Source organism: Quadrisphaera setariae (assembly GCF_008041935.1).
Classification (GTDB): Bacteria; Actinomycetota; Actinomycetes; order Actinomycetales; family Quadrisphaeraceae; genus Quadrisphaera; species Quadrisphaera setariae.
The window spans coordinates 155,307-178,642 of sequence record NZ_VKAC01000005.1; the positions used below are offsets into that span (position 1 = coordinate 155,307).

Genomic DNA, 23,336 nt, shown 5'->3' on the forward strand with positions numbered 1-23,336 from the left:
GACCGTGACCGAGAGGTCACCCGACGGCGCGGCTCGCCGTGACCCGACCGGCCCACCGCTCTCAGCCGCTCTCAGCCGCCGAGGACGGCGGGGGCGGCGGCCTCCCAGCGCTCCGCCCAGTCACCGATGGGCTCCACACCCGCCGCCACGAGCGCCTCGTGCCCCAGCACCGACCACGCCGGCCGCGGCGCCGGCCGCGCGAACGCCTCGCTCGTCGTCGGGCTCGCCGCCGCCGGGTCCACCCCCGCCGAGGCCAGCACCGCCTGCGTGAACCCGTACCAGCTGGTCCGCCCGCTCGAGGTCGCGTGGTAGGTCCCCGCGGGTGCCCCGACCTCCAGCAGGTCCGCCACGACGCGCGCGACGTCCGCGGTCCACGTCGGCTGGCCCACCTGGTCGTCGACCACGCTCACCGCGCCGCGCTCGCGGGCGGCCCGGGCGATGGTCGTGGGGAAGCACCCCTTGCCCGCGCCGTACAGCCAGGCCGTCCGCACCACCAGGGTGTCGGGCTGGGCCCGGCGCGCCGCCCGCTCGCCGTCGGCCTTCGTGCGCCCGTAGACCGAGCGCGGCGCCACCGGCGCGTCCTCGGCGTACGGCAGCGGTCGCCCGTCGTCGTCGAGGTCGGCCCGCCCGGAGAAGACGTAGTCGGTGGAGACGTGCACGAGCCGCGCGCCCGCGGCCGCGCAGGCCTCCCCGAGCAGCCCGGGGGCGGTGGTGTTGAGCAGCTCGGCGGCCTCGACGTCGGTCTCGGCGGCGTCGACGGCGGTGTGCGCGGTGCAGTTGACCACCGCGTCGTGGCCCGGCACCGCCGCGCGCAGCGCGGCGGCGTCGGTGACGTCGACGTCGGAGCGGCCCGCCGCGGTCACCTCGTGCCCGCGCTCGCGCAGGAGGGCCACGACGTCCTGGCCGAGCATGCCGGCGGCGCCGGTGACGAGGACCTTCACGCGCGGGCCGCCTCGTCGTCGTCGCCCTGCACCGAGGGGGCGTCGGCCGGACCGGCGTAGGCGCGAGCGGTCTCCCACACGGGCAGCAGACCCGCCTCGCGCGCCTGCGCCAGGGTCGGCGCGGCCTCGTCCTTGGTGGACAGCTCGTAGACCAGCGGCTGGCCGTCGCGCCCGTGGGTGGGCCAGGCGATGCCGATCTCCGGGTCGAGCGGGTGCACGCCGTGCTCGCCCGTGGGGTTGTAGCCGGTGGAGCACAGGTAGGTGACGGTGGAGCCGTCGGCCAGGGAGACGAAGGCGTGGCCGAGGCCCTCGGCGATGTAGACGGCGCGCCGGTCGACGTCGTCGAGGAGCACCGAGGTCCACTGCCCGTAGGTGGGGGAGCCGACCCGGACGTCGACGATGACGTCGAGCACCGCACCGACGGTGCAGGTGACGTACTTGGCCTGGCCGGGGGGCACGTCGGCGAAGTGCACGCCGCGCACCACGCCCGCGGCCGACACCGAGCAGTTCACCTGCGCGACGGTCAGCGGGTGGCCGATGACGTCGGCGAGGGCGTCGTTCTTGAAGGCCTCGAGGAAGGTGCCGCGGTCGTCCCCGAACTGCTTCGGGGTGATGGACCAGGCGCCGCGGAGGGGAAGGGGCTCGATCAGCACGCCAGCGACGGTAGCGGCGGCCTGCCCCCGCGGGCGCGGACTGCGCCCGGCCGGGTCAGCGGGGACCCTCGAACGGCGCCAGGAGCCGCCGCAGAAGGTCCGCGAGCTGCGCGGACCGGTCGGGCCCGAGGACGTCGAGCACCGACCGCTCCCGCACGAGCAGGTCCGCCAGGGCCGCGTCCACCCGGCGGGCGCCCTCGTCGGTCAGCCGCACGAGCACCCCGCGCCGGTCCGCCGGGGCGGGGCGGCGCTCCACCAGCCCGCGGGCGGTGAGCCTGTCGATGCGGGTGGTCATCGTGCCGGAGGTGACCAGCGTCGCCGAGGCCAGGGACGACGGCGACAGCTCGTGCGGCGCCCCCGAGCGCCGCAGCGCCGCCAGCACGTCGAACTCCCACTGCACCAGGTCCGTGCCGGCGAACGCCTCGGCGCGGGCCCTGTCGAGGTGGTGCGCCAGCCGCGAGACCCGCGAGAGCACCAGCAGCGGGGAGGCGTCGAGGTCGGGCCGCTCGCGCGCCCAGGCCGTGACGAGGCGGTCGACCTCGTCGTCAGCGCGCGCCTGCAGGTCGTCGTCCACCGCGTCGGCCACGGGCGGTCAGCCCGCGTGCGGCGTGAGCCGCGGGCTGGGCTCCATGCCCGACAGCCCGTTCCACGCCAGGTTGACGATGTGCGCGGCCACCACCGCCTTGTCGGGCTCGCGCGAGCCGAGCCACCACTGGCCGGTCAGCGCGACCATCCCCACGAGCATCTGCGCGTACATGGGGGCGGCGTCGACGCTGAGCCCCAGCCGGCGGAACTCGTCGGCCAGCATCTCCTCGACCTGCGTGGCCACGTCTCCGAGCAGGCTCGCGAACGTGCCCGTCGTCTGGGCGACGGGGGAGTCGCGCACGAGGATGCGGAACCCGTCGGTGTTCTCCTCCACGTACCCGAGCAGCGCGAGCGTGGTCCGCTCCAGCAGCACCCGAGGGTGGGCGCGGGCGTCGAGCGCGGAGCTGAGGGCGTCGAGCAGGGCGCGGACCTCGCGGTCGACGATCACCGCGTACAGGCCCTCCTTGCCACCGAAGTGCTCGTAGACCACCGGCTTGGAGACGCGGGCGCGGGCGGCGACCTCCTCGACGCTGGTGCCGTCGAAGCCCTTCTGCGCGAACAGCCCGCGGCCGACGACGAGCAGCTGCTCGCGCCGCTCAGCGCCGGTCATCCGCGTGCGGCCCACCGGGCCATCGTGCCCTACCCGTCCGAGGGGGGCGGCGCTGCTGCGGACGGGTGAGCCGGGCGCCCGGGTGCTTCCGGGGCTCAGGTCCGGAGATCACCGTGCCGACAACGCCACTGGACGCGCCGTCCCTCGGGCCGGGGTGCGTGAGCGCGTCAGATCTGATCTTGGCTGACCTGGAGGACGAGATGCGCCTGGCTGTGGAGATCCTCGTGGTGTGGCTCGTCGCGAGCCCGGTGGTGGGCGTGCTGCTCGGCGTGGCCATCGCCCGCGCCCGCCGCGCCGCCTCGCACCGCGAGACACCGCTGCGCCTGATCGACGCCGCTCCGGCGGGGGCTCTGACGCCAGGCGCGGCGCTCGCCGTCATCCCCGCGCCCGCCACCTCGCCCGAGGTGCTGCACCTCCGCCTGGCGCCGCCCGCCTGACCTGAGCACCGCCGCTCCTGCCGACCGCGCAGCGACATCAGTGATCACGCGGCGGTGCCACCGTCCCCCGGGTGGAGCAACCCGCCCGGGTGAACAACGCGTGAACCCCTTCATGCTCCTGCGGGGTCTCGCTTCGATCACGACGCAAGGCCCCTCCCCGCCCACCCGACTTGGAGAACCATGACCTCCGTCGTCCCCGTGCCCGGCCGCCTGTCGGAAGCGGTTCCGGTGCAGGACGGCGCAGGTGCCTTCGACGCACCGGGCCGCGTGCGGCGCGTGGCCCCTCCCCGCACGCACTGGACCTCCCACTACCTGCCCCGCGTGGTGGCGGCCGACCTGCTGGCCGTCGCCGTCTCCGTGGTGCTCGCCTACGCGGTGCGGTTCGGAGACGTGAGCACCACCAGCGGCCAGGAGTCGCTGCTGCTGCTCGTGGTGCCGGTCATCTGGTTCTCGGCGCTCGTGGCCAGCCGGGCCTACGAGCGGCGCTTCATGGGCCTGGGCAGCGAGGAGTTCGGACGGGTCGCCCGCGCCAGCATCCTCACCCTGGCCATCGTCGCCACCACCTCGTGGGCCTTCGACCTGGAGATCGCGCGCGGCTACGTGCTGGTGGCGCTGCCCCTCGGGGCGCTGCTGCTGCTGGCCTTCCGCTACCTCACCCGCCAGTGGCTGCACCGCCAGCGCGAGCAGGGCCTCCACATGCAGACGCTGCTCGTGGCCGGCCACCACGAGGGGGTGCTCGCGACGGTCCGCCAGGTGCAGCGCGCCCGCTACCACGGCATGGCCGTCGCGGGCGTCTGCCTGCCCGCCGCCCAGGGCGGCCGCCGCGGCGACGAGGCCTTCGTGCTCACCCAGCTCGCCGAGATGGGCGTGCCGGTGCTCGGGGAGCTCCGCGACGTCGCCGAGATCAGCGTGCGCGCCGGCGTGGACGCCGTGGCCGTGCTGCCCACCGCGGAGACCGACGGACCGTTCCTGCGGCGCCTGGGGTGGGCCCTGGAGGACACCCACGCCGACCTCTTCGTGGCGCCCGCCGTCACCGAGGTGGTGGGCCCGCGCGTGGCCATCCGCCCGGTGTGCGGCCTGCCGCTCATGCACCTGGAGCGCCCCGAGCTCACCGGCGTGCGGCGCATCGCCAAGGGCACCGTCGACGTGGCGGTCGCCGCGCTGGCCCTGCTGCTGCTCTCCCCGGTGATCGCGCTCATCGCGCTCGCGGTGAAGCTGGACAGCCGCGGGCCGGTCTTCTTCCGCCAGGAGCGCATCGGCATGGAGGGGCGCACCTTCACGATGCTCAAGTTCCGCAGCATGGTGGTGGACGCCGAGGCGCGCCTGCGCGAGCTGGTCGGCTCCAGCGAGGGCAACGCCGTGCTGTTCAAGATGAAGCACGACCCGCGCATCACCAGGGTGGGACGCCTGCTGCGCAGGCTCTCCCTGGACGAGCTGCCCCAGCTGTTCAACGTGCTGGTCGGCCAGATGTCGCTGGTGGGCCCGCGCCCGCCGCTGGCCCGCGAGGTGGCCGTCTACGGCCACGACGTCCGCCGCCGCCTCATGGTCAAGCCGGGCCTGACGGGTCTGTGGCAGATCAACGGCCGCTCCGACCTGGACTGGGACGAGTCGGTCCGGCTCGACCTGCGGTACGTGGAGAACTGGTCCTTCGCGTTCGACTTCATGATCATGTGGAAGACGGTGGGGGCCGTCCTCAGGAGCCGCGGCGCCTACTGAGGGGCCCCTCCCGGTGCCCGCCGTGGACACCGCGCAAGGCCGACTCGAGCCGGTCGAACGCGCGCGGCCCTGAGCGGTCGCGGTGGACCGGGTGTCCGTTTTGGCACCCTTCGTCCTCGATCGTGGCTATGGTCCCTCCTCGTGCGACTTCCCCAGCCGCCCCGACGGCCCTTCCTGGAGCTGCCCCTGGGCTCCCTCGTCCTCGCCGTGGCCCTGGTGGCGGCCTTCCTCGTCGAGCCGGGCCAGGGGACGCGCTCCGGCGCCTCCTCCGGCGCGGGCCCTGAGGACCGGTCATCCGTGGTGACCCTCGACGACGCCGTCCCGACGGCCTCGGGTCTCGTGCACCCGGGCATCACCACCAGCTCCGCGCAGCTCGCCTTCGTCAAGCAGAAGGTCGCGGCGCGCGCCGAGCCGTGGTTCGGAGCCTTCGAGCGCGCCCGGACGTCCTCCTTCGGCAGCCTCAGCTACACGCCCCGCCCGGTCGCCTGGGTCGGGTGCGGGTCCGGCAACTCCCCCGACGAGGGCTGCACGGCGGAGATGAACGACGCGCAGGCCGCCTACACCCACGCGCTCCTGTGGGCCTACACCGGTGACAAGCGCTACGCGGCCAAGTCGATCCAGATCCTCAACGCCTGGTCCTCGACCCTCCAGGGCCACCGCTTCGACACCACCACCTACAAGAACGGCCACCTGCAGGCGGCCTGGGCGGGGTCGGTCTTCCCCAAGGCCGCGGAGATCATCCGGCACACCGGCGCGGGCTGGGCGTCGGCGGACGTGGCGCGCTTCGAGGCGGTGCTGCGGAACGCCTTCCTCCCGATGGTGCGCGACGGCTGGGCCGGCGGGGGCGCCAACTGGATGATGTCCATGAGCGAGGCGACCATCAACATCGGCGTCTTCCTCGACGACCGCTCGGTGTTCGACGACGGCGTGAGCGACTGGCGGGCCACGGTCCCCTCCACCATCTACCTCTCCAGCGACGGGGCCAAGCCCGTCCTGCCGCCGGCGCGCGCCGTCAAGAGCACCAACCTCGACGCGTACTGGTACAACCCCACCCGCTACGTCGACGGCCTGCAGGGGGAGACCTGTCGCGACATGGACCACGTGGTCATGGGCCTCGGGGCGACGCTGCAGGCCGCGGAGACCGCGCAGATCCAGGGGGTCGACCTCTTCGGCGAGCAGCAGCGCCGGCTGACGGCCGCCATGGAGTACAACGCCCGCTACCTCAACAACCCCAGCGCCTCGGGCTGGGCGTGCCCCAAGCCCCTGAAGACCATCGGGACGACGGTGCGGCACGGGTGGGAGCTCGGCTACGCCCACTACGCCGGCGACCGGGGCGTGTCGCTGCCGCAGTCGCGGCAGTACATGCAGCAGTTCCGCACCCGGGCCTGGACGGAGCTGCACCTGAACTGGCAGACGCTCACCCACGCCGTGCCCTGACCGGGGGGCGCGCGGGCAGATCGGTCATATGCGCCCGCGGGCGGACGAAGCCACCTAGGTTCGTCATCCATGGCGATCACGCGGCGCGGTGCCCGCGCTCACAGGGCGTCCGCGACCACGAGGTCCCAGCTGCTGGTGGCGGCCGTGGTCGCGGCTCTGGTGGCGGTCCTGCTCGGCACCGCGGTGGCGCAGGCGGCAGGTGACGACGGGACCGGAGCCGCCGAGCCGAGCTCCCCGCTGCTGCTCACCCCGCCCTTCGCCCAGGGCACCGTCACCACCACCAAGGGCACCGAGACGACCTCGCCGGCCCCGGGCCGGCTGGTCGTGGGGGAGGTGCAGCCTGGCGGCAGCTACACGGCGGCCCTGGCCACGGCACCCGTGGCCGACGTCGACGTCACGCACAGCCTGGTGCTCCACCACGTGGACGCGAGCAACCCGGGCCTGTACGAGCAGACGCAGGCTCGCGTGCAGCCGGACGGAGACCGCTACGGCTTGACCGTGCTCGTGCGCCACAGCGGCCACGTCGCGCTCCGCGTCGACCGCGTGAGCGGCGGCCAGTACACGGTGCTGAGCCGCACGGGCAAGGTCGCCGTGCTGGCGGAGGACGCGCCGCTGCTCGTGCAGGTGCGAGTGGTGGGCAGCTCGCCCGTCGTGCTCCAGGCCCGCGTGTGGCGGATGGGCGCTGAGCGCCCCGACTGGCAGGTGACCGTCCGCGACGAGGACCCCGAGCGCCTCCAGGCGCCGGGTGCCGTGGCGCTGCAGGGGTACCTCTCGCGCAAGGCCGAGCCCCTCCGGCTGACCCTCGCCGACGTGTCCGTGGCCGGGTTCGGCCAGGAGGGCGCTGCCGCCGGTGGTGGAGCGGTCGCTGAGCCCGCGACGGCGCCGAACGGCTCCTCGGGTGGTGCGCCGGCCACCGGACCGACCACCACGTCGCCGGACCCCGCGACGGCCCCGTCCACCGACCCGTCGGCAGGACCGTCCGTCGAGCCCTCGACGACGCCGTCCTCGAGCCCGCCTCCGGTCGACCCGAGCACGGAGCCGACCAGCGAGCCCGCCTCGAGCCCCTCCCCGAGCGCGTCAGCCAGCACGGGGGGCAGCCAGACGTCACCGGCGGGCTTCGTCCATCCCGGCATCATGACCAGCGCCTCCCAGCTCGCCGCCGTCCGTGCGAAGGTCGCCGCCGGTGAGGAGCCGTGGGCCAGCGCCTTCGCCAAGGCGAAGGGCTCGAGCTGGGCGAACCTGTCCTGGCAGCCCCAGCCGGTGCCCGTGGTCATGTGCGGGGCGTACAACCGCATCGACATCGGCTGCACCGCCGAGACCAAGGACGCGCAGGCGGCGTACACGATGGCGCTGATCTACACCTACACCGGTGACGAGCGCTACGCCCGCAAGGCCGTCGAGATCCTCGACGCGTGGTCAGGGGTCCTGCAGAGCCACAGCTTCGACACCACCACCTACGTCAACGGGCGCCTGCAGGCCGCCTGGGCCGGTTCGGTCTTCCCCAAGGCCGCCGAGCTCATCCGCTACAGCGACGCCGGGTGGAGCCCCGACCGGGTGCAGCGCTTCGAGGGCATGCTCCGCACCGCCTTCCTGCCGATGGTCCGCGACGGCTGGGTCGGGGGCAACGCCAACTGGCAGATGTCGATGGCCGAGGCCACGGTCAACATCGGGATCTTCCTCGACGACCGGTCCGTCTTCGACGACGGCGTGGGCGACTGGCGCGCCCAGGTGGTGTCCTCCGTCTACCTCACCTCGGACGGTGCCAAGCCGGTCCTCCCCGCCGGCACCTCCATCACCGCGGGGCGCGTCGACAGCTACTGGTTCTCGCCCGAGCGCTACGTCGACGGCCTGCAGGGGGAGACCTGCCGGGACGCCGACCACATGATGATGGGGATGGCCGCCGCCCTCGACGTCGCCGAGACCGCCGGCATCCAGGGGGTCGACCTCTACCGCGAGCAGCAGCGACGGCTCGTCGCCGGCCTCGAGTACAACGCCCGCTACCTCAACGACCCCTCCGCCCCCGGGTGGGTCTGCCCGGCGCCGCTGAAGAAGATCGGCACCGCGTCCAACCAGGGCTGGGAGGTCGGGTACGCCCACTACGCGGGCGAGGGCGTCTCGCTGCCCCAGACGCAGCAGCTCGTGCGCTCGCTGCGCCCCCGCAACGGCACCGAGCTCTTCATGAACTGGTCGACGCTCACCCACGCGAGGTCCTGACCCCGCGGCGGGCGGGGCGCCCGCTGCGGCTGCGGCGTTCGGATGACCGCAGCCGCACGGGCGTCAAGGTGGAGGTGGAACTCCCGATGGCAGGTGTGGACCCACCCGCCACCTGAGGAGCTCCGGTGACTGACCTGGACGTGCAGCGCGACGCTGCCGCGCACGAGCGCGCGCGGCCGCTGTCGATCGCCCTGGTGGGGACGCGCGGCGTACCCGCCCACTACGGAGGTTTCGAGACCTGCGTCGAGGAGGTCGGCGCCCGGCTCGCCGACCGCGGCCACACCGTCCGCGTCTACTGCCGGCGCGTCGACGGCGACGACGGCGAGCTGCTCGAGAGCCACCGCGGCATGGAGCTGGTGCACCTGCCCGCGCTGCGCTCGCGGACCCTGGAGACGCTGTCGCACACCGGAGGCTCGGTGGCCCACCTCGTGCGGCACCGCACCGACGTCGCCGTCGTCTTCAACGCTGCCAACGCCCCGTACCTCCCGCTGCTGCGGGCCCGCGGCATCCCGGTGGCCACGCACGTCGACGGCCTGGAGTGGAAGCGCTCCAAGTGGGGCGCGACCGGCCAGCGCTACTACCGCCAGGCCGAGGCCCTGGCCGTGCGCTTCTCCGACGACCTCATCGCCGACGCGGTGGGCATCCAGGACTACTACACGGAGCGGTTCGGCGTGCCGACCACGCTCATCACGTACGGCGCCCCCGTCGTCGAGGGGGGCGGTGACCCCGCCCGCCTCGCTGAGCTGGGCCTCACCCCCCGCGGCTACCACCTCGTGGTGGCGCGCTTCGAGCCGGAGAACCACGTCGACGTCATCGTCGAGGGCTACACCGCGAGCCGGGCCTCGCTGCCGCTGGTCGTGGTGGGCAGCGCGCCCTACTCCGACGAGTACACGCGCCGGGTGCACGCCCTCGCGGACGACCGCACCACCTTCCTCGGCGGCGTGTGGGACCAGGACCTGCTGGACCAGCTCTACGCCGGCTCGCTGACCTACCTGCACGGGCACTCGGTGGGAGGCACCAACCCCTCCCTGCTGCGCGCCATCGGCGCCGGCGCGGCCGTGAGCGCCTACGACGTCTCCTTCAACCGCGAGGTGCTCGAGGACGCCGGGCTGTTCTGGTCCGACGCCGCCTCGGTGGCCCGGGTGGTGCAGCAGGCGGAGGACGACGGCGAGGGCGCACGTGCCCGCGGCGTCCTCGCCCGCGGGCGGGCGGCCCTCTACGACTGGGACGTGGTGGCCGACGGCTACGAGGCGCTCTGCCTGCGGCTGGCCCGCCGCCGGGGCCGGCTGCTGGGCCGTCAGGGCGCTGCCCAGAAGGCCCAGCAGCCCGAGCGCGGGACGGCGGACCGCCCCGCACCGACGACAGGAGCCTGACGTGGGAGTGACCAGCAAGCGCCCGTCCCGTCGTACCGCGGCCGCCGCGGCCGCCGCAGCAGCGGTGGTCCTCTGCGTGGGCGTGCTCGTGTCGTGCACCTCGTCGAGCTCCGACGGCACGGCCCCGACCGCCTCGCCCACGACGTCCAGCGCCGGTGGTCCGACTCCGCCGTCGTCCACCGCGACGGGGCCGGCGGCCAGCACCCCCAGCCCGCCACCGTCCAGCACCTACGCGGGGCCACCCCCGGCCACCGCGCCGGTCGTCGGGGCCACCACCCTGCCGCCCGTCCCGACCGGGAGCCCGGCCGCCTTCGGCGACGGGCTCGTGGCCACCGTGTCCGCCGTGCGCGAGGCCCAGGCCTCGGGGAGCGTCCCCGGCGACGTCGCGGGGCCGGCGGTCGCGGTGAGCGTCAGGGTCGAGAACGGGTCCGACGCGCCGGTCGACCTCGGCGGTCTGACCGTCACGGCCACCTACGGCGCCGACGCCGTCCCCGCGACCCTGCTCACCGGAGCTCCGAGCGCTCCGGCCGAGGGCGTCCTCGCGCCCAGGAAGAGCGCCGAGGGCGTGTGGGCCTTCACCGTCCCCAGCGGCCAGGCGTCGTCCCTGGTGCTGACCATCAGCTCGATCAGCTCGGGGACGACCGTGGTCGTCAGGGGCTGACGGCAGCCGCACGGGTGCCGGTGCGGTCCTCCCGGTCAAGGTGCACGGCGCACGCGCCGATGCCTCCGAGGTGAGCCTGCACGCACCCGTCGTCCTCCCCGGGGGGCCTGCCGCCCCCCGGGTGGCCGGCCGGCGCGGGCGGCGGCGGGCGCGCCACCTGCCTGCGGCGTGGCCGCTGGTGCTGACGGGCCCCCTCGTCACCCTGGCCTCGGTGGTGCTCGCGGGCCGCACCGGGCCCATGACGGCGGTCCTGCTGGCGCTGGTGGCGACCGGCGCGGTGTCGGTGGTCCTGTGCCGCGACCCCGCGCGGCGCGCCGAGCGCGCACTGGTGTTCAGCGCGGTCATGTGGGCGGCGATGCCGGCCACGCGGATGTCGGGCGGCACCCCCCTGCAGCTGATGATGGTCGGGGGAGCGGGGCTGACCCTCGCCGTGCTCCTCGGGCGCGGCACGGTCAAGGGCTCTCCCTGGGTGGGCGCGGTGCTGGCGCTCTTCGCGGTCATGCTGGCCAGCACCGCGGCCTCGCACGACCAGGGCGCGGGCTTCCGCCTGCTGCTGACCGTGATCGCCGTCCTCCCCGCACTGTCACTCCCCGGGGCGCTCGATGCGCGGGGACGGCGCACCGTGGTGGCCTCGCTGGTGGCGCTCGGCGTCGTCCAGGGGGTCGTGGCCGCGGTCGAGCCGACCCTCTTCCCCGAACACCTGTGGGTCCCCGCTCAGCGGGGCGCCGACGGGCTGCCGGTACCGCTGCTCAACGAGCTCCTCGGCAACGGGGTGGAGCGCAGCCAGGGCACGCTCGGCCACCCGTTGCCGCTGGGCCTCGTGCTCGTGGCGAGCGTCGCGCTCACCGTCCGCGGGATGCCGGGCCTGCGCTGGGGCGTGCGGCTGGTGCTGCTGGTCCCGCTGTTCGCCGGGCTCGTGGCCGCCGGCGCGCGCGCCTCCTTCCTGCTGGCGGTGGTGGTGGTCGTGGTCTTCGGCGGCCGGCGCACCACCGTCGAGCGCGTCTACCTGGCCGTGGCCGCTGCCGCGCTCGGCGGGGTCGCGCTGTCGGCCGCCACGCCACCCTCGCTGGGCGACACCGCGGAGTCCGGGTCCGTCACCCACCGCCTGGGAGCGCTGACCGCAGCGCAGGAGCTGCTCGCGCGCCAAGACCTGGTCCACGTCCTGTTCGGGAACGGCTTCGGCTCCATCGGCAGGATGTTCGACGAGGGCCTCCTCCAGGACGACGGCCTGCGGGCCATCGACAACCAGTTCGTCTCCGTCCTCGTCCAGGGCGGCCTGGCCGCCGTGGTGCTCTTCTCAGCGGTCGTGGTCGCCTCCGTGGCGGCCGCTCCGCCGACGCTGCGTCCCGCCCTCGTCTCCTGCGTCGCGTCGCTGTTCCTCTTCGACGTCCTCGCCTGGCCGGCGGTGGCGTTCGTGATCTTCCTGCTCATGGGGCTCGCCACCACCCGCGCCGCCGACGACGGAGCGGTCCCCGTCCCGTCGAGCGGTCCGCCGGCGGACCCGCCGTCCACCGGACCGGCCGTCCACCGGTCCCCCCACCGCCTCGGAGGCGTCGAGTGACCCTGCACGAGCTCGTCCAGGTGCTGCGCAAGCGCTGGCTGATGGTCGGCATCATCACGCTGCTCGCCGTCGGGGCGGCGACGGCCCGCTCCGTGACCACGCCTCCCACCTACCAGGCCACGGCCGGCACCTTCGTCACGGCCTCGGCCGGGGCGCAGACCGGCATCGCCTCCCAGGGGTCGCAGTTCGCGCTCCAGCGAGTGGCCTCGTACGTGGCGGTGGCCTCGAGCACCCTCGTGCTCGAGCCCGTCGCGGAGGAGCTCGGCGGCACCACCACCGCGCGGTCCCTGCGGTCGGCCGTGAGCGCCTCGAACCCCAACGGCACCGTGATGATCGACATCACGGCCACCTCCGGCGACCCCGAGGTGGCGGCTCGCACGGCCAACGCCGTCGCTCAGAGCTTCTCCCGCGCGGTCGAGCGGCTGGAGCGCACCGACGCGTCGCAGCCCTCGCCCGTGATGGTCACCGTCATCGAGCCCGCCACTGTTCCGCGCTTCCGCATCGCGCCGCGGACCACCGTCGACGTCGTCGTCGCCGCGGTCGTCGGGCTCTTCGTCGGGACCGGCGCCGCCCTGCTCCGCCACCACCTCGACACCAGGCTCAGGACCGCCCTCGACGTCCGCGCCACCACCGGGAGGGCGCCGCTCACCGCCACCGTGCGCGACAAGCGCGCCGCCGTGGTCGAGGTCGACCCGACGCGGCAGACGCACTGGTCCGAGGCCCACCGCGGGCTGCGCGACAAGCTCGCCCTGCTCGACGTGGACGACCCGCCCCGCAGCTTCGTCGTGACCTCGGCCAACCCCGCCGAGGGCAAGTCGACCTCCTCGGTGGGGCTGGCGGTGGCCATGGCGCAGTCGGGGGCCCGCGTGGTGCTCGTGGACGGAGACCTGCGCTCGCCGTCCGTGGCCGAGCGGCTGGGTCTGGAGGGAGGGGTGGGCCTCGTGGACGTCCTGGCGGGGCGCCTCTCCGTGCAGGACGCGCTGCAGGAGTCGGTCCACCCCTCGCTGCGGGTGCTCTGCGCGGGGCCGGTGCCGCCGGACCCCGGGGCCCTGCTGGGCTCTCGCCGCATGCGCGAGCTCCTCGAGCGGCTCCGCGAGGACTTCGACGCGGTCGTGATCGACGCCCCACCGGTGCTGCCCGTGCCCGACGCCCTCGTCATGGCGGCGCTGGTGGACGGCGTCCTCCTCGTGGCGCGGAGCGGCCGGACCCGGAGCCAGGACCTCACCTCGGCGGTGGACCAGCTGGCGACGGCCCGCGGCAGGGTGCTCGGCGTGCTGCTGGCGGCGGTGCCGCGCCGCGAGACGGAGGAGCGGTACTACGGCGCTCCCGTCGTGCGGAGGCGGAGGGGCCTGGGCAGCGGGCGGCGGGGGCTCGCCAGCGGCGCCGCCCGCTGAGGGCGGGGACGATCCTCCGATGAGGTGACCTGCGACGACCCTGCGTGATCCCGTCCTGCCCCTGCCCTGCATCCCGACGAGACCCCGGTGCGGTCCTCGGACCCCGCCCGGGGACGGGCTGCGGTGGGCGGCCGCAGATCGGGAGTGCGGATGACACGTCGCACGAAGCGCAGCCCGGCGCTGTCGGCGGCTTCGGCCGTCGTCGCCAGTCCGCTGGTGCCTTTCAGCGGGACCGCTCTCGCCGCCACCGGTGATCCCGCTGCGGCTGGGCCGGTGCGGCGACCACCACCGCGAAGTCGGCGTTCCGGGACCACGAGCGCCCGACGCTGGTCGACCGGGTCGACCGGGTCGACCGGGTCGACCGGGTCGACCTCGGCCGACTCCGACGGCACGGTGGCCTCCTGCGCGTGGGACCTCGGTGACGGAGCCGCGGGCACCGGCAGGACCGCGTCGCACGCCGACGCCGCTGCAGGCGCCGGGCTCGGTGGGGGTGCAGGGCCTCCTGTCCGCCTCCTCCACCCACGCCCCGGTGGCCCTGCGGGTCGACGACCTCAGCGCCAACACCCCCCGATGAGCGCTCGGTGACCACCCTCTGACCGTCTGTTGACAGCGCGCGGGTGATGACCGTGCACCTGACCGAGTGACGATCGGTCACAGGGCGTGGTTCTCGTGCTCCTGATCTCTACGTTCCTCCTGAGCGCACGGCCCGGCTTCGGGAGCTGTGTGGGGGAGGCCGCCGGTGGGTGGCCGCAGATCGGGAGTGTGGATGACACGTCGCATGAAGCGCAGCCTGGCGCTGTCGGTGGCTTCGGCCGTCGTGGCCAGTTCGCTGGTGCCTTTCGGTGGGGCCGCTTTCGCCGCCGCCGGTGACCCCGCTGCGGCTGGGCCGGTGCTGCCGCCGACGGTGAGCGCTGATGCGCTGCCGACGGTGCAGATCAACGGTGTGGTCTGGGCGCAGCTGGTGGTCGGCAACACCGTGTACGTCACCGGTGACTTCACCAGCGCGCGTCCGGCGGGGGCGGCTGCTGGGACGAACGAGACGGCGCGGCGCAACATCCTGGCCTACGACATCCGCACGGGGAACCTCATCACGTCGTGGGCCCCGACGCTGAACTCCACGGGGCTGGCGCTGGCGGCCTCTGCTGATGGCCGCACGATCTACGTGGGCGGCAACTTCACCAGCTCCAGCGGTGTGGCCAGCAGCCGCATCGTGGCCCTGGACGCCACCACGGGTGCTGTCGTGCGCAGCTTCAGCGCCGCTGGGGCCAACGACAAGGTGCGTGCGCTGGCCGTGGTCGGTGACACCGTCTACGCGGGTGGGACCTTCACCGCTGCCGGTCCGGCCGGTCAGCAGACGGCGCGTTCCCGCCTGGCCGCGTTCAAGGCCTCTGACGGGTCGCTGACCGACTGGGCGCCGCAGGCGGACGCCGAGGTGCTGGCGATGGTGGCGCCGTCGTCCACGCCGGAGATCGTCATCGGTGGTCGCTTCGCCGCCGTCAACGGCGCGCAGGCGCTGGGCACCGCGGCGGTGGACCTCACCAGCGGTGCCTCCCTGCCGTGGGAGATCAACAAGACCGTCTACGAGTACGGGGCGAAGTCGGCGATCTGGAGCCTGTCCACGGACGGCACGTCCGTGTACGGCACCGGTTACGACACCGACCGCATCGGCAACCTCGAGAACGCCTTCGCCGCTGACGCGAACGGGGGCGGCATCCGGTGGGTCAACGGCTGCCTGGGTGACAGCTACAGCTCCTTCCCCATGAACGGGGTGCTGTACACGGTGGGGCACACCCACGAGTGCGAGTCCCTGCCGGACGGCATCGTGGACAAGGCGCCGCGGGCCTACCAGAACGCGATCGCCATGACCACGGCGAACTTCGGCAACGTCAACAAGACCAACGCCTACGGCTGGTCCGGTGGGCTGCCGGGGCCCTCGCTGCTGCACTGGCTGCCGACGCTGACCAGTGGGACGTACACCACGAGCAAGCAGGCGGCGTGGTCGCTGGCGGGCAACAGCCAGTACCTGGTGATGGGTGGGGAGTTCCCCACCGTCAACGGCACCGCCCAGCAGGGCCTCACCCGCTTCGCCGTCCGCTCCCAGGCGCCGATGAAGCAGGGCCCCCAGCAGGCGTCCACGATGGCCGTGGACGTGGCGAACACCGGACCCGGCCAGGTCAGCGCCTCCTTCCTGGCAGCGTGGGACCGCGACGACGAGTCGCTGACCTACGAGCTGCTGCGCGGTCCGGCTGCCAGCCCGACGGTGGTGGCGACCGCCACCGCGAAGTCGGCGTTCTGGGACCGCAAGCGCCTGACGCTCGTCGACCCCTCGCCGGTCGTGGGGACGCTGACCTCCTACCGGGTGCGCACCACTGACGGTTCGGGCAACGTGCAGGTCAGCCCGCCGCAGGCGATCACGGCGACGGCGACGATGCCCAGCACCGCCTACGACGACGCCGTGCGCGCCGACGCCCCCGACCACTACTGGAGCCTGGGTGAGGCCTCCGGGGCTGCGGGCTTCGACACCTCCGGCAGCGCGGTGACGCAGTCGCTGTCGGTGGACCCCAGCGCCACGCGCGGCGCTGAGGGCCAGGTGGCGGGCACGACGGCCACCACCTTCACCGGCACCGTCGAGGTGCCGATCCCCGGCGCCGGGATCGGGGCGAAGACCGAGGTGATCGCTCACGCGACCACGACGCAGCCGGTCGTGGCGCCGCAGACCTACTCCACCGAGGCGTGGTTCAAGACCACCAGCACCTCCGGCGGGGAGATCATCAGCTTCGGCAACCGCCGTGAGGACTTCCGCAGCTCCGCCTACGACCGCAGCACCTACCTCACCGATGACGGGTCGGTCATCGGGGGCGTCTACGACGGCCGGGTGCGCACGATCCAGTCCAAGCCCGGTTACAACGACGGCCAGTGGCACCACGTCGTGCAGACCAAGGGGGCCGGCGGGCTGGCGATGTACGTCGACGGCGTGCTGGTCGGCCGTGATGCCGGTGTGTCCGGCATCCAGGACTACGAGGGCTACTGGCGCCTCGGGGGTGACAACCTGGGCGGCTGGCCGGGGCAGGTCTCCAGCAGCGCGCTCGCCGGCTCGGTCGAGGACGTCGCGGTGTACGGCACGGCGCTGACCAGCGCGCAGGTGGCCAACCACTACCGCGCCAGCGGCCGCACCCCCGCCGGGGCCGTCCGTCCGGCGGACTCCTACGGGCAGGCCGTCTACGACCTCGGCCCGGACAGCTTCTGGCGCCTGCAGGACGCCGCCGGTGCCACCAGCGCCGCCGACTCCGGCCCCGCGGGTGTGGGCGCCACCTACCTCGGGGGAGCCACCCCCGGTGCGGCCGGCGTGCCCGGCATCGCCGGCTCGACGGGCGTGCAGCTCGACGGGCAGGACGACGCCATCGTCTCCACCCAGCGGGTCGAGAGCCCCCGCACGTACTCGATGGAGCTGTGGTTCAACACCACGACCACCCGCGGTGGGCGCCTCATCGGCTTCGGCGACCGCAACGACGGCCTCAGCAACAACTACGACCGCCACGTCTGGATGCAGGACGACGGCAAGCTCGTCTTCGGCGTCTGGACCGGCCAGGAGAACCGCGCCACCTCGTCGAAGGCCTACAACGACGGCAAGTGGCACCACCTGGTCGCCTCCCAGGGCGCCGCGGGCATGGTGCTGACCGTCGACGGCTCCGTGGTGGGCACCAACTCCCAGCAGGGCTCGCAGGAGTACGCCGGCTACTGGCGCGTGGGCGGTGACCGCGCGTGGGGTGGCAACTCCAGCCAGTACTTCGCCGGCACCGTCGACGACGTCGCGATCTACCCCTCGCAGCTGACCACCGCCCAGGTGGCGGACCACGCGAAGAGGGGCGGGGTCGACACGGCGCCCACGGCCGCGTTCACGTCGGCGGTGAACGGCACGACGGTCTCCGTCGACGCAGGAACCTCGGCGGACCTCGAGGGACCCATCGCCTCGTACGCGTGGACCTTCGGTGACGGAGCCACGGCCGCAGGGGCCACGGCCAGCCACACGTACGCCGCCTCCGGCTCCTACGCCGTGACCCTCACGGTCACCGACTCAGCCGGCCAGACGTCGACGAGCACCAACCAGGTGGTCATCCGCCCGGCTGCTCCCGCTGACGCCTACGGCGCGGCCGTGTACGCCGACGCGCCCGACGTCTACTACCGGATGGACGGCGCCGCCGGCAGCACCAGCGTCGCCAACAGCAGCCAGCCCGGCAACCCCGGTCTCCTGCGCGGCGGAGCGGTCACCGGCGTGCCGGGTGCTCTCGGCGGGGGTCTGCGCCTCAACGGCAGCGACGGCTACCTCGTCGAGGACCAGGGCCAGCAGCGCCCGTCGACCTACTCCGCGGAGCTGTGGTTCAACACGACCACCACGCGCGGCGGCAAGCTGATCGGCACCGGCAACGCCAAGGACGGGACCAGCTGGTCGAACGACCGCAACGTCACGATGCAGGACGACGGCCGGCTGTCGGTCAACGTCTGGACCGGTCAGGAGAACCGCTACACGACCGACGCATCCTACAACGACGGCACCTGGCACCACGTCGTCCTCACCCAGGGCGCTGCGGGCCTCCGTCTCTACGTCGACGGCGCCGTCGTGCTCAGCAACGCTCAGACCGGCAACGAGAGCGGGTACGGCTACTGGCGCGTGGGTGGTGACACCACGTGGCGGGGCACGAGCAGCAGCTTCTACCTGGACGGCACCGTCGACGAGGTGGCGATCTACGACCGCGCACTCAGCGCGGAGACCGTCGCGAACCACTACAAGGTCTCCGGACTCGTGAAGAACGCGGCTCCGACGGCGTCGTTCACCTCCCAGGTGAGTGACCTGGGGGTGGCGCTGGACGCCTCGGCCTCTGCCGACTCCGACGGGACGGTGGCCTCCTACGCCTGGGACTTCGGTGACGGGGCCACGGGCACGGGGGCGACGACGTCGCACACCTACACCGCTGCGGGCACGTACACGGTGAAGCTGGTGGTGACCGACGACAAGGGCGCCACGGGCGAGGTCACGCGCAGCGTGACGGTGGCGCCGAGGCCGAACGCGGCTCCGACGGCGTCGTTCACCTCCCAGGTGAGCGACCTGGGGGTGGCGCTGGACGGGTCGGGCTCTGCGGACTCCGACGGGACGGTGGCCTCCTACGCCTGGGACTTCGGTGACCAGAGCACCGGCACGGGCAGGACCACGTCGCACACGTACACCGCGGCGGGCACGTACACGGTGAAGCTGGTGGTGACCGACGACAAGGGCGCCACCGGCACGGTCTCGCGCAGCGTGACGGTCACCGCTCCGGTGGTGGCCCCGACCGGGCTGCTGACCGACACCTTCACCCGCACCGCGACCAGCGGGTGGGGCACGGCCGACGCCGGCGGCGCGTGGACGCCGACCAGCGGCGCGGCGAACTTCTCGGTGGACGGCAGCACCGGCCTGCTGGTCATCCCGGGGGCGTCGAACACGAGGTCGATCTACGCCTCGTCGCTGTCGAGCACCAACGTGGACCTGGTCTCCACGCTGGCGCTGGACAAGCTGCCCACCGGTACCGGGACCACGGTGTCGCTGCTGGGGCGGCGCATCTCGGCGACCACCGACTACCGGGTGCAGGCCCGCATCAGCTCCACCGGGCAGGTGGTGCTGGGTCTGGGCCAGGTGGTGAACGGGACGTACACCTCCCTGGGCCAGCAGACGGTCTCGGGTCTGAAGTACACCGCGGGGGCGCCGCTGCGGATGCGCCTGCAGGTGGTGGGCACCGGCACCACGGCGCTGCGGGCCAAGGTGTGGGCCGCGGGCACTGCTGAGCCGACGGCGTGGAACCTCAGCGCCACGGACAGTGCGGCGGCGCTGCAGGCGCCGGGTTCGGTGGGGGTGATGGGCTTCCTGTCCGCCTCCTCCACCAACGCCCCGGTGACCCTGCGGGTCGACGACCTCAGCGTCACCACCGCGCAGTGACCTTGCAGTAGCAGCACCGCGCACCGGGAGGTGCGCAGGACCGAGGGGCGCAGGCCCGGGCGAGAACCCGGACCTGCGCCCCTCGGCGCGTGGAAGGCGTCAAGGTGGAGCGCCCACCGGCCGATGGCAGGAGGGTGACCACCGAAGCCCCGGCCTTCTCCGGCCGCACCGCCGCCCGGGCGACGCGGTGGAGCGGCCTCGCCGTGGTCGTGCGCCAGGGCGCGCAGCTGCTCTTCGCCGTGCTGCTCGCCCGCTGGCTGGGACCCGCCGAGTTCGGCGTCGTCAGCCTGGCGACGATCTACGCCACCCTCATGGCGCTCCTGCTGGACCAGGGACTCAGCTCGGCCTACGTGCAGCGGCGCACCCTGCCCGAGGGGGCGGCCGGCGCCGTCGCCGGCGTCAACCTCCTGGCAGCGGTGCTCCTGGGCCTGGCGACCGCCGTGGCCGCCGGCCCCGTGGCCGCGTTCTTCGACGCGCCCGGCCTGGAGGTGGTCCTCCACGTCCTCGCCGCGGGCCTGGTGGTCAAGGGGGCCGCCGTGGCTCCGCGGGCCGTGCTCACGCGCCGCCTCGACTACGGGGCCGTGGCTGCCGGTGACGTCTCGGGCGCGGTGGCGGGCGCCGCCGCCGGCCTGGTGGCCGCTCTGCTGGGCGCCGGGGCGCTGTCCGTGGCCGTGCAGGTGCTCGTCACCGACGCCGTCGTCCTCGTCGTCCTCCTGGCCCGCAGCCGCGGGCCGGTCCCGAGCCTGCGGCTGGCGCCGCTGCGCGAGCTGCTGCCCACCAGCGCCGCGGTCTTCGCCTCCAACGCGGTGGCCCAGCTCTCCCGCAACACCGACAACGTGCTCGTCGGCAAGTTCCTCGGCACCGCTGCCCTGGCGCACTACGCGATGGCCTACCGGGTGCTCGTGGTGCCGGTCCAGTTCATCGGCCTCACCGTCAAGCGCGTCCTGTTCCCGGCCTTCTCGAGGATGGCCGACGACCGCGCCAAGCTCGCGGCCACGCTGGTGAGCGCCACGGAGCTGCTGGCCTTCGCCAGCGTGCCGCTCATGGCGCTGCTCGCCGTGGCCGCGCCGCAGCTGGTCGAGGTGGTGCTCGGCCCGGCCTGGGCCGAGTCGGCACCGCTCATGACCGTGCTGGCCCTGGCCGGAGCGCGCGAGACGATCTTCTACATCACGCCCTCGCTGCTCACCGCGACCGGGCGGGCGGGGTGGACGCTGCGCTTCGAGCTGGTCTCCACCGCCGTCCAGGTGGCGGGCATCCTCGCCGGCCTGCCGTTCGGCATCCTCGGCGTGGCCGTCGGCTACGCCTGCGCCGGGCTCGTGCTCACCCCCGTGCTGCTGGTGGTGCAGCGGCGCACCACCGGCGTGCGCGTCCGCGACCAGCTGGGAGCCATGGCACCGGCGCTGCACGCGAGCGCCTGGGCCGCGCTGGCCTACCTGGCCTGGCGGTGGTCGGGCACCGGCACCTGGACCACGCTGCTGGCAGGCGCGGTCTCCTACGCGGCGGTGCTGGTGGGCGTGCTCCTCCTCGTGCACCGGACGCCCGCCCTGCGCACCGCGCGCCGGCTCGCCGCGGTGGTGCGGCGGTGAGCGCGCGCCGGGTCGTGCTGCTCACGCCCAACTTCGAGAACAACTCCCTGGGCCGCACCTACTGCCTGTGGCTGCTCGCGCGGCACCTGGGCTGGCGCACCGAGGTGCTCGGCGTGCGCGGCGAACGGGTGTGGTCGCCGCTGCAGGGCACGGCGTTCGCCGACGACTGCGTGCTGCCCGACCCCGGGACGAGCGAGGCCCTCCGCGAGCGGGCGGTCGCCGAGCGGGCGCACGGCGCGGACCTGCTGCTGGCCGTGAAGTCCCTGCCCACCAGCTTCGGCGTCGGTCTGCGCCTGGCCGAGCGCAGCGGCACCCCGCTGCTGCTCGACGTCGACGACCCCGACGTCGAGGTGCGCACCACCTGGCAGCCACCGGTCGACCGCCTGAAGGCCCTCGTGCGACACCCGCGCCGCTACCGCGACCTGCTGCGCCTGCGGCGGGCCGCGGCCGACGTCCCCGTGATGGTCAGCAACCCCGTGCTCCAGGAGATGTACGGCGGCGTGCTGGTGCCCCACGTCCGCGACGTCCCCGACCAGCCCCCGCCTCCGGGGGCGGGAGGTCCCCGCCCGGTGGTCAGGTTCGTGGGGTCGCCCCGCGGGCACAAGGGCGTGGAGCAGCTGCGCGAGGCCATCGCGCCGCTCGGCACCGAGGGCTACCGGCTCGAGGTCACCGGGACCGCCCCCGCCGACGCCGCGGCGTGGGAGAGCTGGCTCGGCACCACCACGCTCGCCGAGGGGGCCTCCCTGGTCGCCACCGCCGACGTCATCGCCCTGCCGAGCCTCGCCCGCAGCTGGTCGGGAGCGCAGCTGCCGGTCAAGCTGGTCGACGCCATGGCCGTCGGGCGCCCGGTGGTCGCCTCCGACCTGCCCGTGCTGCGCTGGGCGGTCGGGGACACGGGCGTGCTGGTACCGCCCGCCGACGTCGTCGCCCTGCGCGGTGCGCTGCGCGACCTCGCCGACCCGGACCTCCGCGCGGAGCTGGGCCGGGCGGCCCACCTCCGGGCCCAGCAGCTCTTCTCGCTGCCTGCGGTCGCGCCCGCCTTCGCCGAGCAGGTGCAGCGCGCGCTCGGCAGCTCCGCACCGCCCCCGCCTCCCGGCACGCCCCCGACCCCCGCCTCCGCAGGAGCCCCCTCGTGAACGCCACGCCGACCGCCGCTCCGACCACCGCCGCGTCCCCCGCCGCCGCCACCACGCCGGAGCGGCGCCCGTCGGTGGTGCTCGCGGCCCTGACCTACCGGCGCACCGAGCTGCTGCAGACGCTGGTCGAGGCCCTGGCGGTCCAGGCCGCGTCGGTGCCCGAGGACGTGCGCCTGCTGGTCGTCGACAACAACCCCGGCGGCGACGCCCGCGAGGCCGTCGAGCGGCTGGCCGCCGCCGGGCACCCGGTCCACTACGCGCACGAGCCCGAGCCGGGCATCGCCGCAGGCCGCAACCGCGCCCTGACAGCCGCAGCGGAGGCCGGAGACGACCTGCTGGTCTTCATCGACGACGACGAGCTGCCCTCACCGCAGTGGCTCGCGCACCTCCTGCGCACCTGGCACGAGCACCCCGGTGCCAGCGGCGTGGTCGGCTCGGTGGTGTCCTCCTTCGACGGCGCACCGGAGCCGTGGGTGGCCGCCGGTGACTTCTTCCGCCGCCGCCGCCTGGCCACCGGCACACCGGTGCACGTGGCCGCCACCAACAACCTCCTGGTGGACCTGCACCTCGTGCGCCGCCTGGGTCTGCGCTTCGACGCGCGCTTCGGCATCAGCGGCGGCTCCGACACCCTCTTCACCCGCCAGCTGACCAGCCGCGGTGCGCCGCTGGTGTGGTGCGACGAGGCCGAGGTCACCGACGTCGTCCCCGTGGCGCGCACCACGCGCGCGTGGGTGCTGCAGCGAGCGCTGCGCAGCGGCAACTCCTGGAGCCGCACCAGCCTCGTGCTGGCCGGTCCCGGGCCGCGCTCCCTGCCCGTGCGCGGGCGGCTGCTCGCGGACGGCGGCGTCCGCCTGCTCGGCGGCGCGGTGCGCTGGTCGGCGGGTGTGGCCACCCGCTCCCTGGCCCAGCGCGCCCGCGGGGTGCGCACCCTCGCCCGCGGCACCGGCATGGTGACCGGCGCCTGCGGCTGGACCTACCTGGAGTACCGCCGCAAGCCCACCGCCGGCTGACCGTCTCGCGGCCAGCGGCACCGGGACGCACGAGCCCCCGGCACCCGAACGGGT

The 23,336-nt window shown here is 74.3% G+C and carries 17 protein-coding genes; 13 read left to right on the top strand and 4 right to left on the bottom strand.

Annotated features, from left to right (window positions below; all coding sequences use genetic code 11):
• Positions 1–71: 71 nt before the first annotated feature.
• From rfbD to FMM08_RS09700, 4 genes are read right to left on the bottom strand one after another with little or no spacing between them, the layout of a single operon-like run.
• The gene (rfbD, locus tag FMM08_RS09685) at positions 72–941 is read right to left on the bottom strand and encodes a dTDP-4-dehydrorhamnose reductase (RefSeq protein ID WP_147926160.1); all 870 of its coding nucleotides are present in this window, start codon (positions 939–941) and stop codon (positions 72–74) included.
• Positions 938–1,594 (bottom strand): dTDP-4-dehydrorhamnose 3,5-epimerase family protein, encoded by a 657-nt coding sequence (locus FMM08_RS09690; protein WP_147926161.1) that lies wholly within the window; start codon positions 1,592–1,594, stop codon positions 938–940. Before FMM08_RS09690 ends, rfbD begins: the two co-directional genes overlap by 4 nt.
• Before the next feature lie 55 nt (positions 1,595–1,649).
• The gene (locus FMM08_RS09695) at positions 1,650–2,180 is read right to left on the bottom strand and encodes a MarR family winged helix-turn-helix transcriptional regulator (RefSeq protein ID WP_255472227.1); all 531 of its coding nucleotides are present in this window, start codon (positions 2,178–2,180) and stop codon (positions 1,650–1,652) included.
• 6 nt (positions 2,181–2,186) lie between these two features.
• Positions 2,187–2,789, bottom strand: a complete 603-nt coding sequence (locus FMM08_RS09700; RefSeq protein WP_147926336.1) for a TetR/AcrR family transcriptional regulator — start codon at positions 2,787–2,789, stop codon at positions 2,187–2,189.
• Between the two features lie 179 nt (positions 2,790–2,968).
• On the opposite strand from FMM08_RS09700, the gene FMM08_RS09705 reads away from it, so the two are divergent.
• The 13 genes from FMM08_RS09705 (at position 2,969) to FMM08_RS09765 (ending at position 23,282) form a co-directional block, all read left to right on the top strand.
• Complete coding sequence (locus tag FMM08_RS09705) at positions 2,969–3,226, top strand: hypothetical protein (RefSeq protein ID WP_147926162.1); 258 nt, start codon at positions 2,969–2,971, stop codon at positions 3,224–3,226.
• A gap of 180 nt (positions 3,227–3,406) precedes the next feature.
• Positions 3,407–4,942: a sugar transferase gene (locus FMM08_RS09710; RefSeq protein ID WP_147926163.1), complete on the top strand. Its 1,536-nt coding sequence runs from the start codon at positions 3,407–3,409 to the stop codon at positions 4,940–4,942.
• Between the two features lie 141 nt (positions 4,943–5,083).
• Positions 5,084–6,379, top strand: coding sequence for an alginate lyase family protein (locus FMM08_RS09720; protein ID WP_187279664.1), 1,296 nt, complete (start codon positions 5,084–5,086; stop codon positions 6,377–6,379).
• A 69-nt stretch (positions 6,380–6,448) separates the two neighbouring features.
• Positions 6,449–8,593 carry an alginate lyase family protein gene (locus tag FMM08_RS09725; protein WP_147926165.1) on the top strand — a complete coding sequence of 715 codons (2,145 nt, stop codon included), beginning with the start codon at positions 6,449–6,451 and terminating at the stop codon, positions 8,591–8,593.
• A 125-nt stretch (positions 8,594–8,718) separates the two neighbouring features.
• Positions 8,719–9,966 carry a DUF1972 domain-containing protein gene (locus FMM08_RS09730; protein WP_222710612.1) on the top strand — a complete coding sequence of 416 codons (1,248 nt, stop codon included), beginning with the start codon at positions 8,719–8,721 and terminating at the stop codon, positions 9,964–9,966.
• A 1-nt stretch (position 9,967) separates the two neighbouring features.
• Positions 9,968–10,627, top strand: coding sequence for a hypothetical protein (locus FMM08_RS09735; RefSeq protein ID WP_147926166.1), 660 nt, complete (start codon positions 9,968–9,970; stop codon positions 10,625–10,627).
• A 70-nt stretch (positions 10,628–10,697) separates the two neighbouring features.
• Positions 10,698–12,188 carry a hypothetical protein gene (locus FMM08_RS09740; RefSeq protein ID WP_147926167.1) on the top strand — a complete coding sequence of 497 codons (1,491 nt, stop codon included), beginning with the start codon at positions 10,698–10,700 and terminating at the stop codon, positions 12,186–12,188.
• Complete coding sequence (locus tag FMM08_RS09745) at positions 12,185–13,582, top strand: tyrosine-protein kinase domain-containing protein (RefSeq protein ID WP_147926168.1); 1,398 nt, start codon at positions 12,185–12,187, stop codon at positions 13,580–13,582. Before FMM08_RS09740 ends, FMM08_RS09745 begins: the two co-directional genes overlap by 4 nt.
• A gap of 418 nt (positions 13,583–14,000) precedes the next feature.
• Positions 14,001–14,156, top strand: a complete 156-nt coding sequence (locus FMM08_RS23360) for a hypothetical protein (protein WP_222710613.1) — start codon at positions 14,001–14,003, stop codon at positions 14,154–14,156.
• 204 nt (positions 14,157–14,360) lie between these two features.
• Positions 14,361–19,550 (top strand): PKD domain-containing protein, encoded by a 5,190-nt coding sequence (locus FMM08_RS09750; protein WP_187279665.1) that lies wholly within the window; start codon positions 14,361–14,363, stop codon positions 19,548–19,550.
• Positions 19,551–19,684: 134 nt separating this feature from the next.
• Positions 19,685–21,136, top strand: a complete 1,452-nt coding sequence (locus FMM08_RS09755; RefSeq protein WP_187279666.1) for a lipopolysaccharide biosynthesis protein — start codon at positions 19,685–19,687, stop codon at positions 21,134–21,136.
• Positions 21,133–22,272, top strand: a complete 1,140-nt coding sequence (locus tag FMM08_RS09760) for a glycosyltransferase family 4 protein (protein WP_147926171.1) — start codon at positions 21,133–21,135, stop codon at positions 22,270–22,272. Before FMM08_RS09755 ends, FMM08_RS09760 begins: the two co-directional genes overlap by 4 nt.
• Positions 22,269–23,282, top strand: coding sequence for a glycosyltransferase family 2 protein (locus FMM08_RS09765; RefSeq protein WP_222710614.1), 1,014 nt, complete (start codon positions 22,269–22,271; stop codon positions 23,280–23,282). Before FMM08_RS09760 ends, FMM08_RS09765 begins: the two co-directional genes overlap by 4 nt.
• The last annotated feature ends 54 nt before the right edge of the window (positions 23,283–23,336 follow it).

Bases quoted from the DNA above. Each gene is read 5' to 3' on its own strand.
- FMM08_RS09700 (WP_147926336.1), bottom strand. From the start codon at position 2,789: ATGACCGGCGCTGAGCGGCGCGAGCAGCTGCTCGTCGTCGGCCGCGGG.
- FMM08_RS09710 (WP_147926163.1), top strand. From the start codon at position 3,407: ATGACCTCCGTCGTCCCCGTGCCCGGCCGCCTGTCGGAAGCGGTTCCG.
- FMM08_RS09725 (WP_147926165.1), top strand. From the start codon at position 6,449: ATGGCGATCACGCGGCGCGGTGCCCGCGCTCACAGGGCGTCCGCGACC.
- FMM08_RS09750 (WP_187279665.1), top strand. From the start codon at position 14,361: ATGAAGCGCAGCCTGGCGCTGTCGGTGGCTTCGGCCGTCGTGGCCAGT.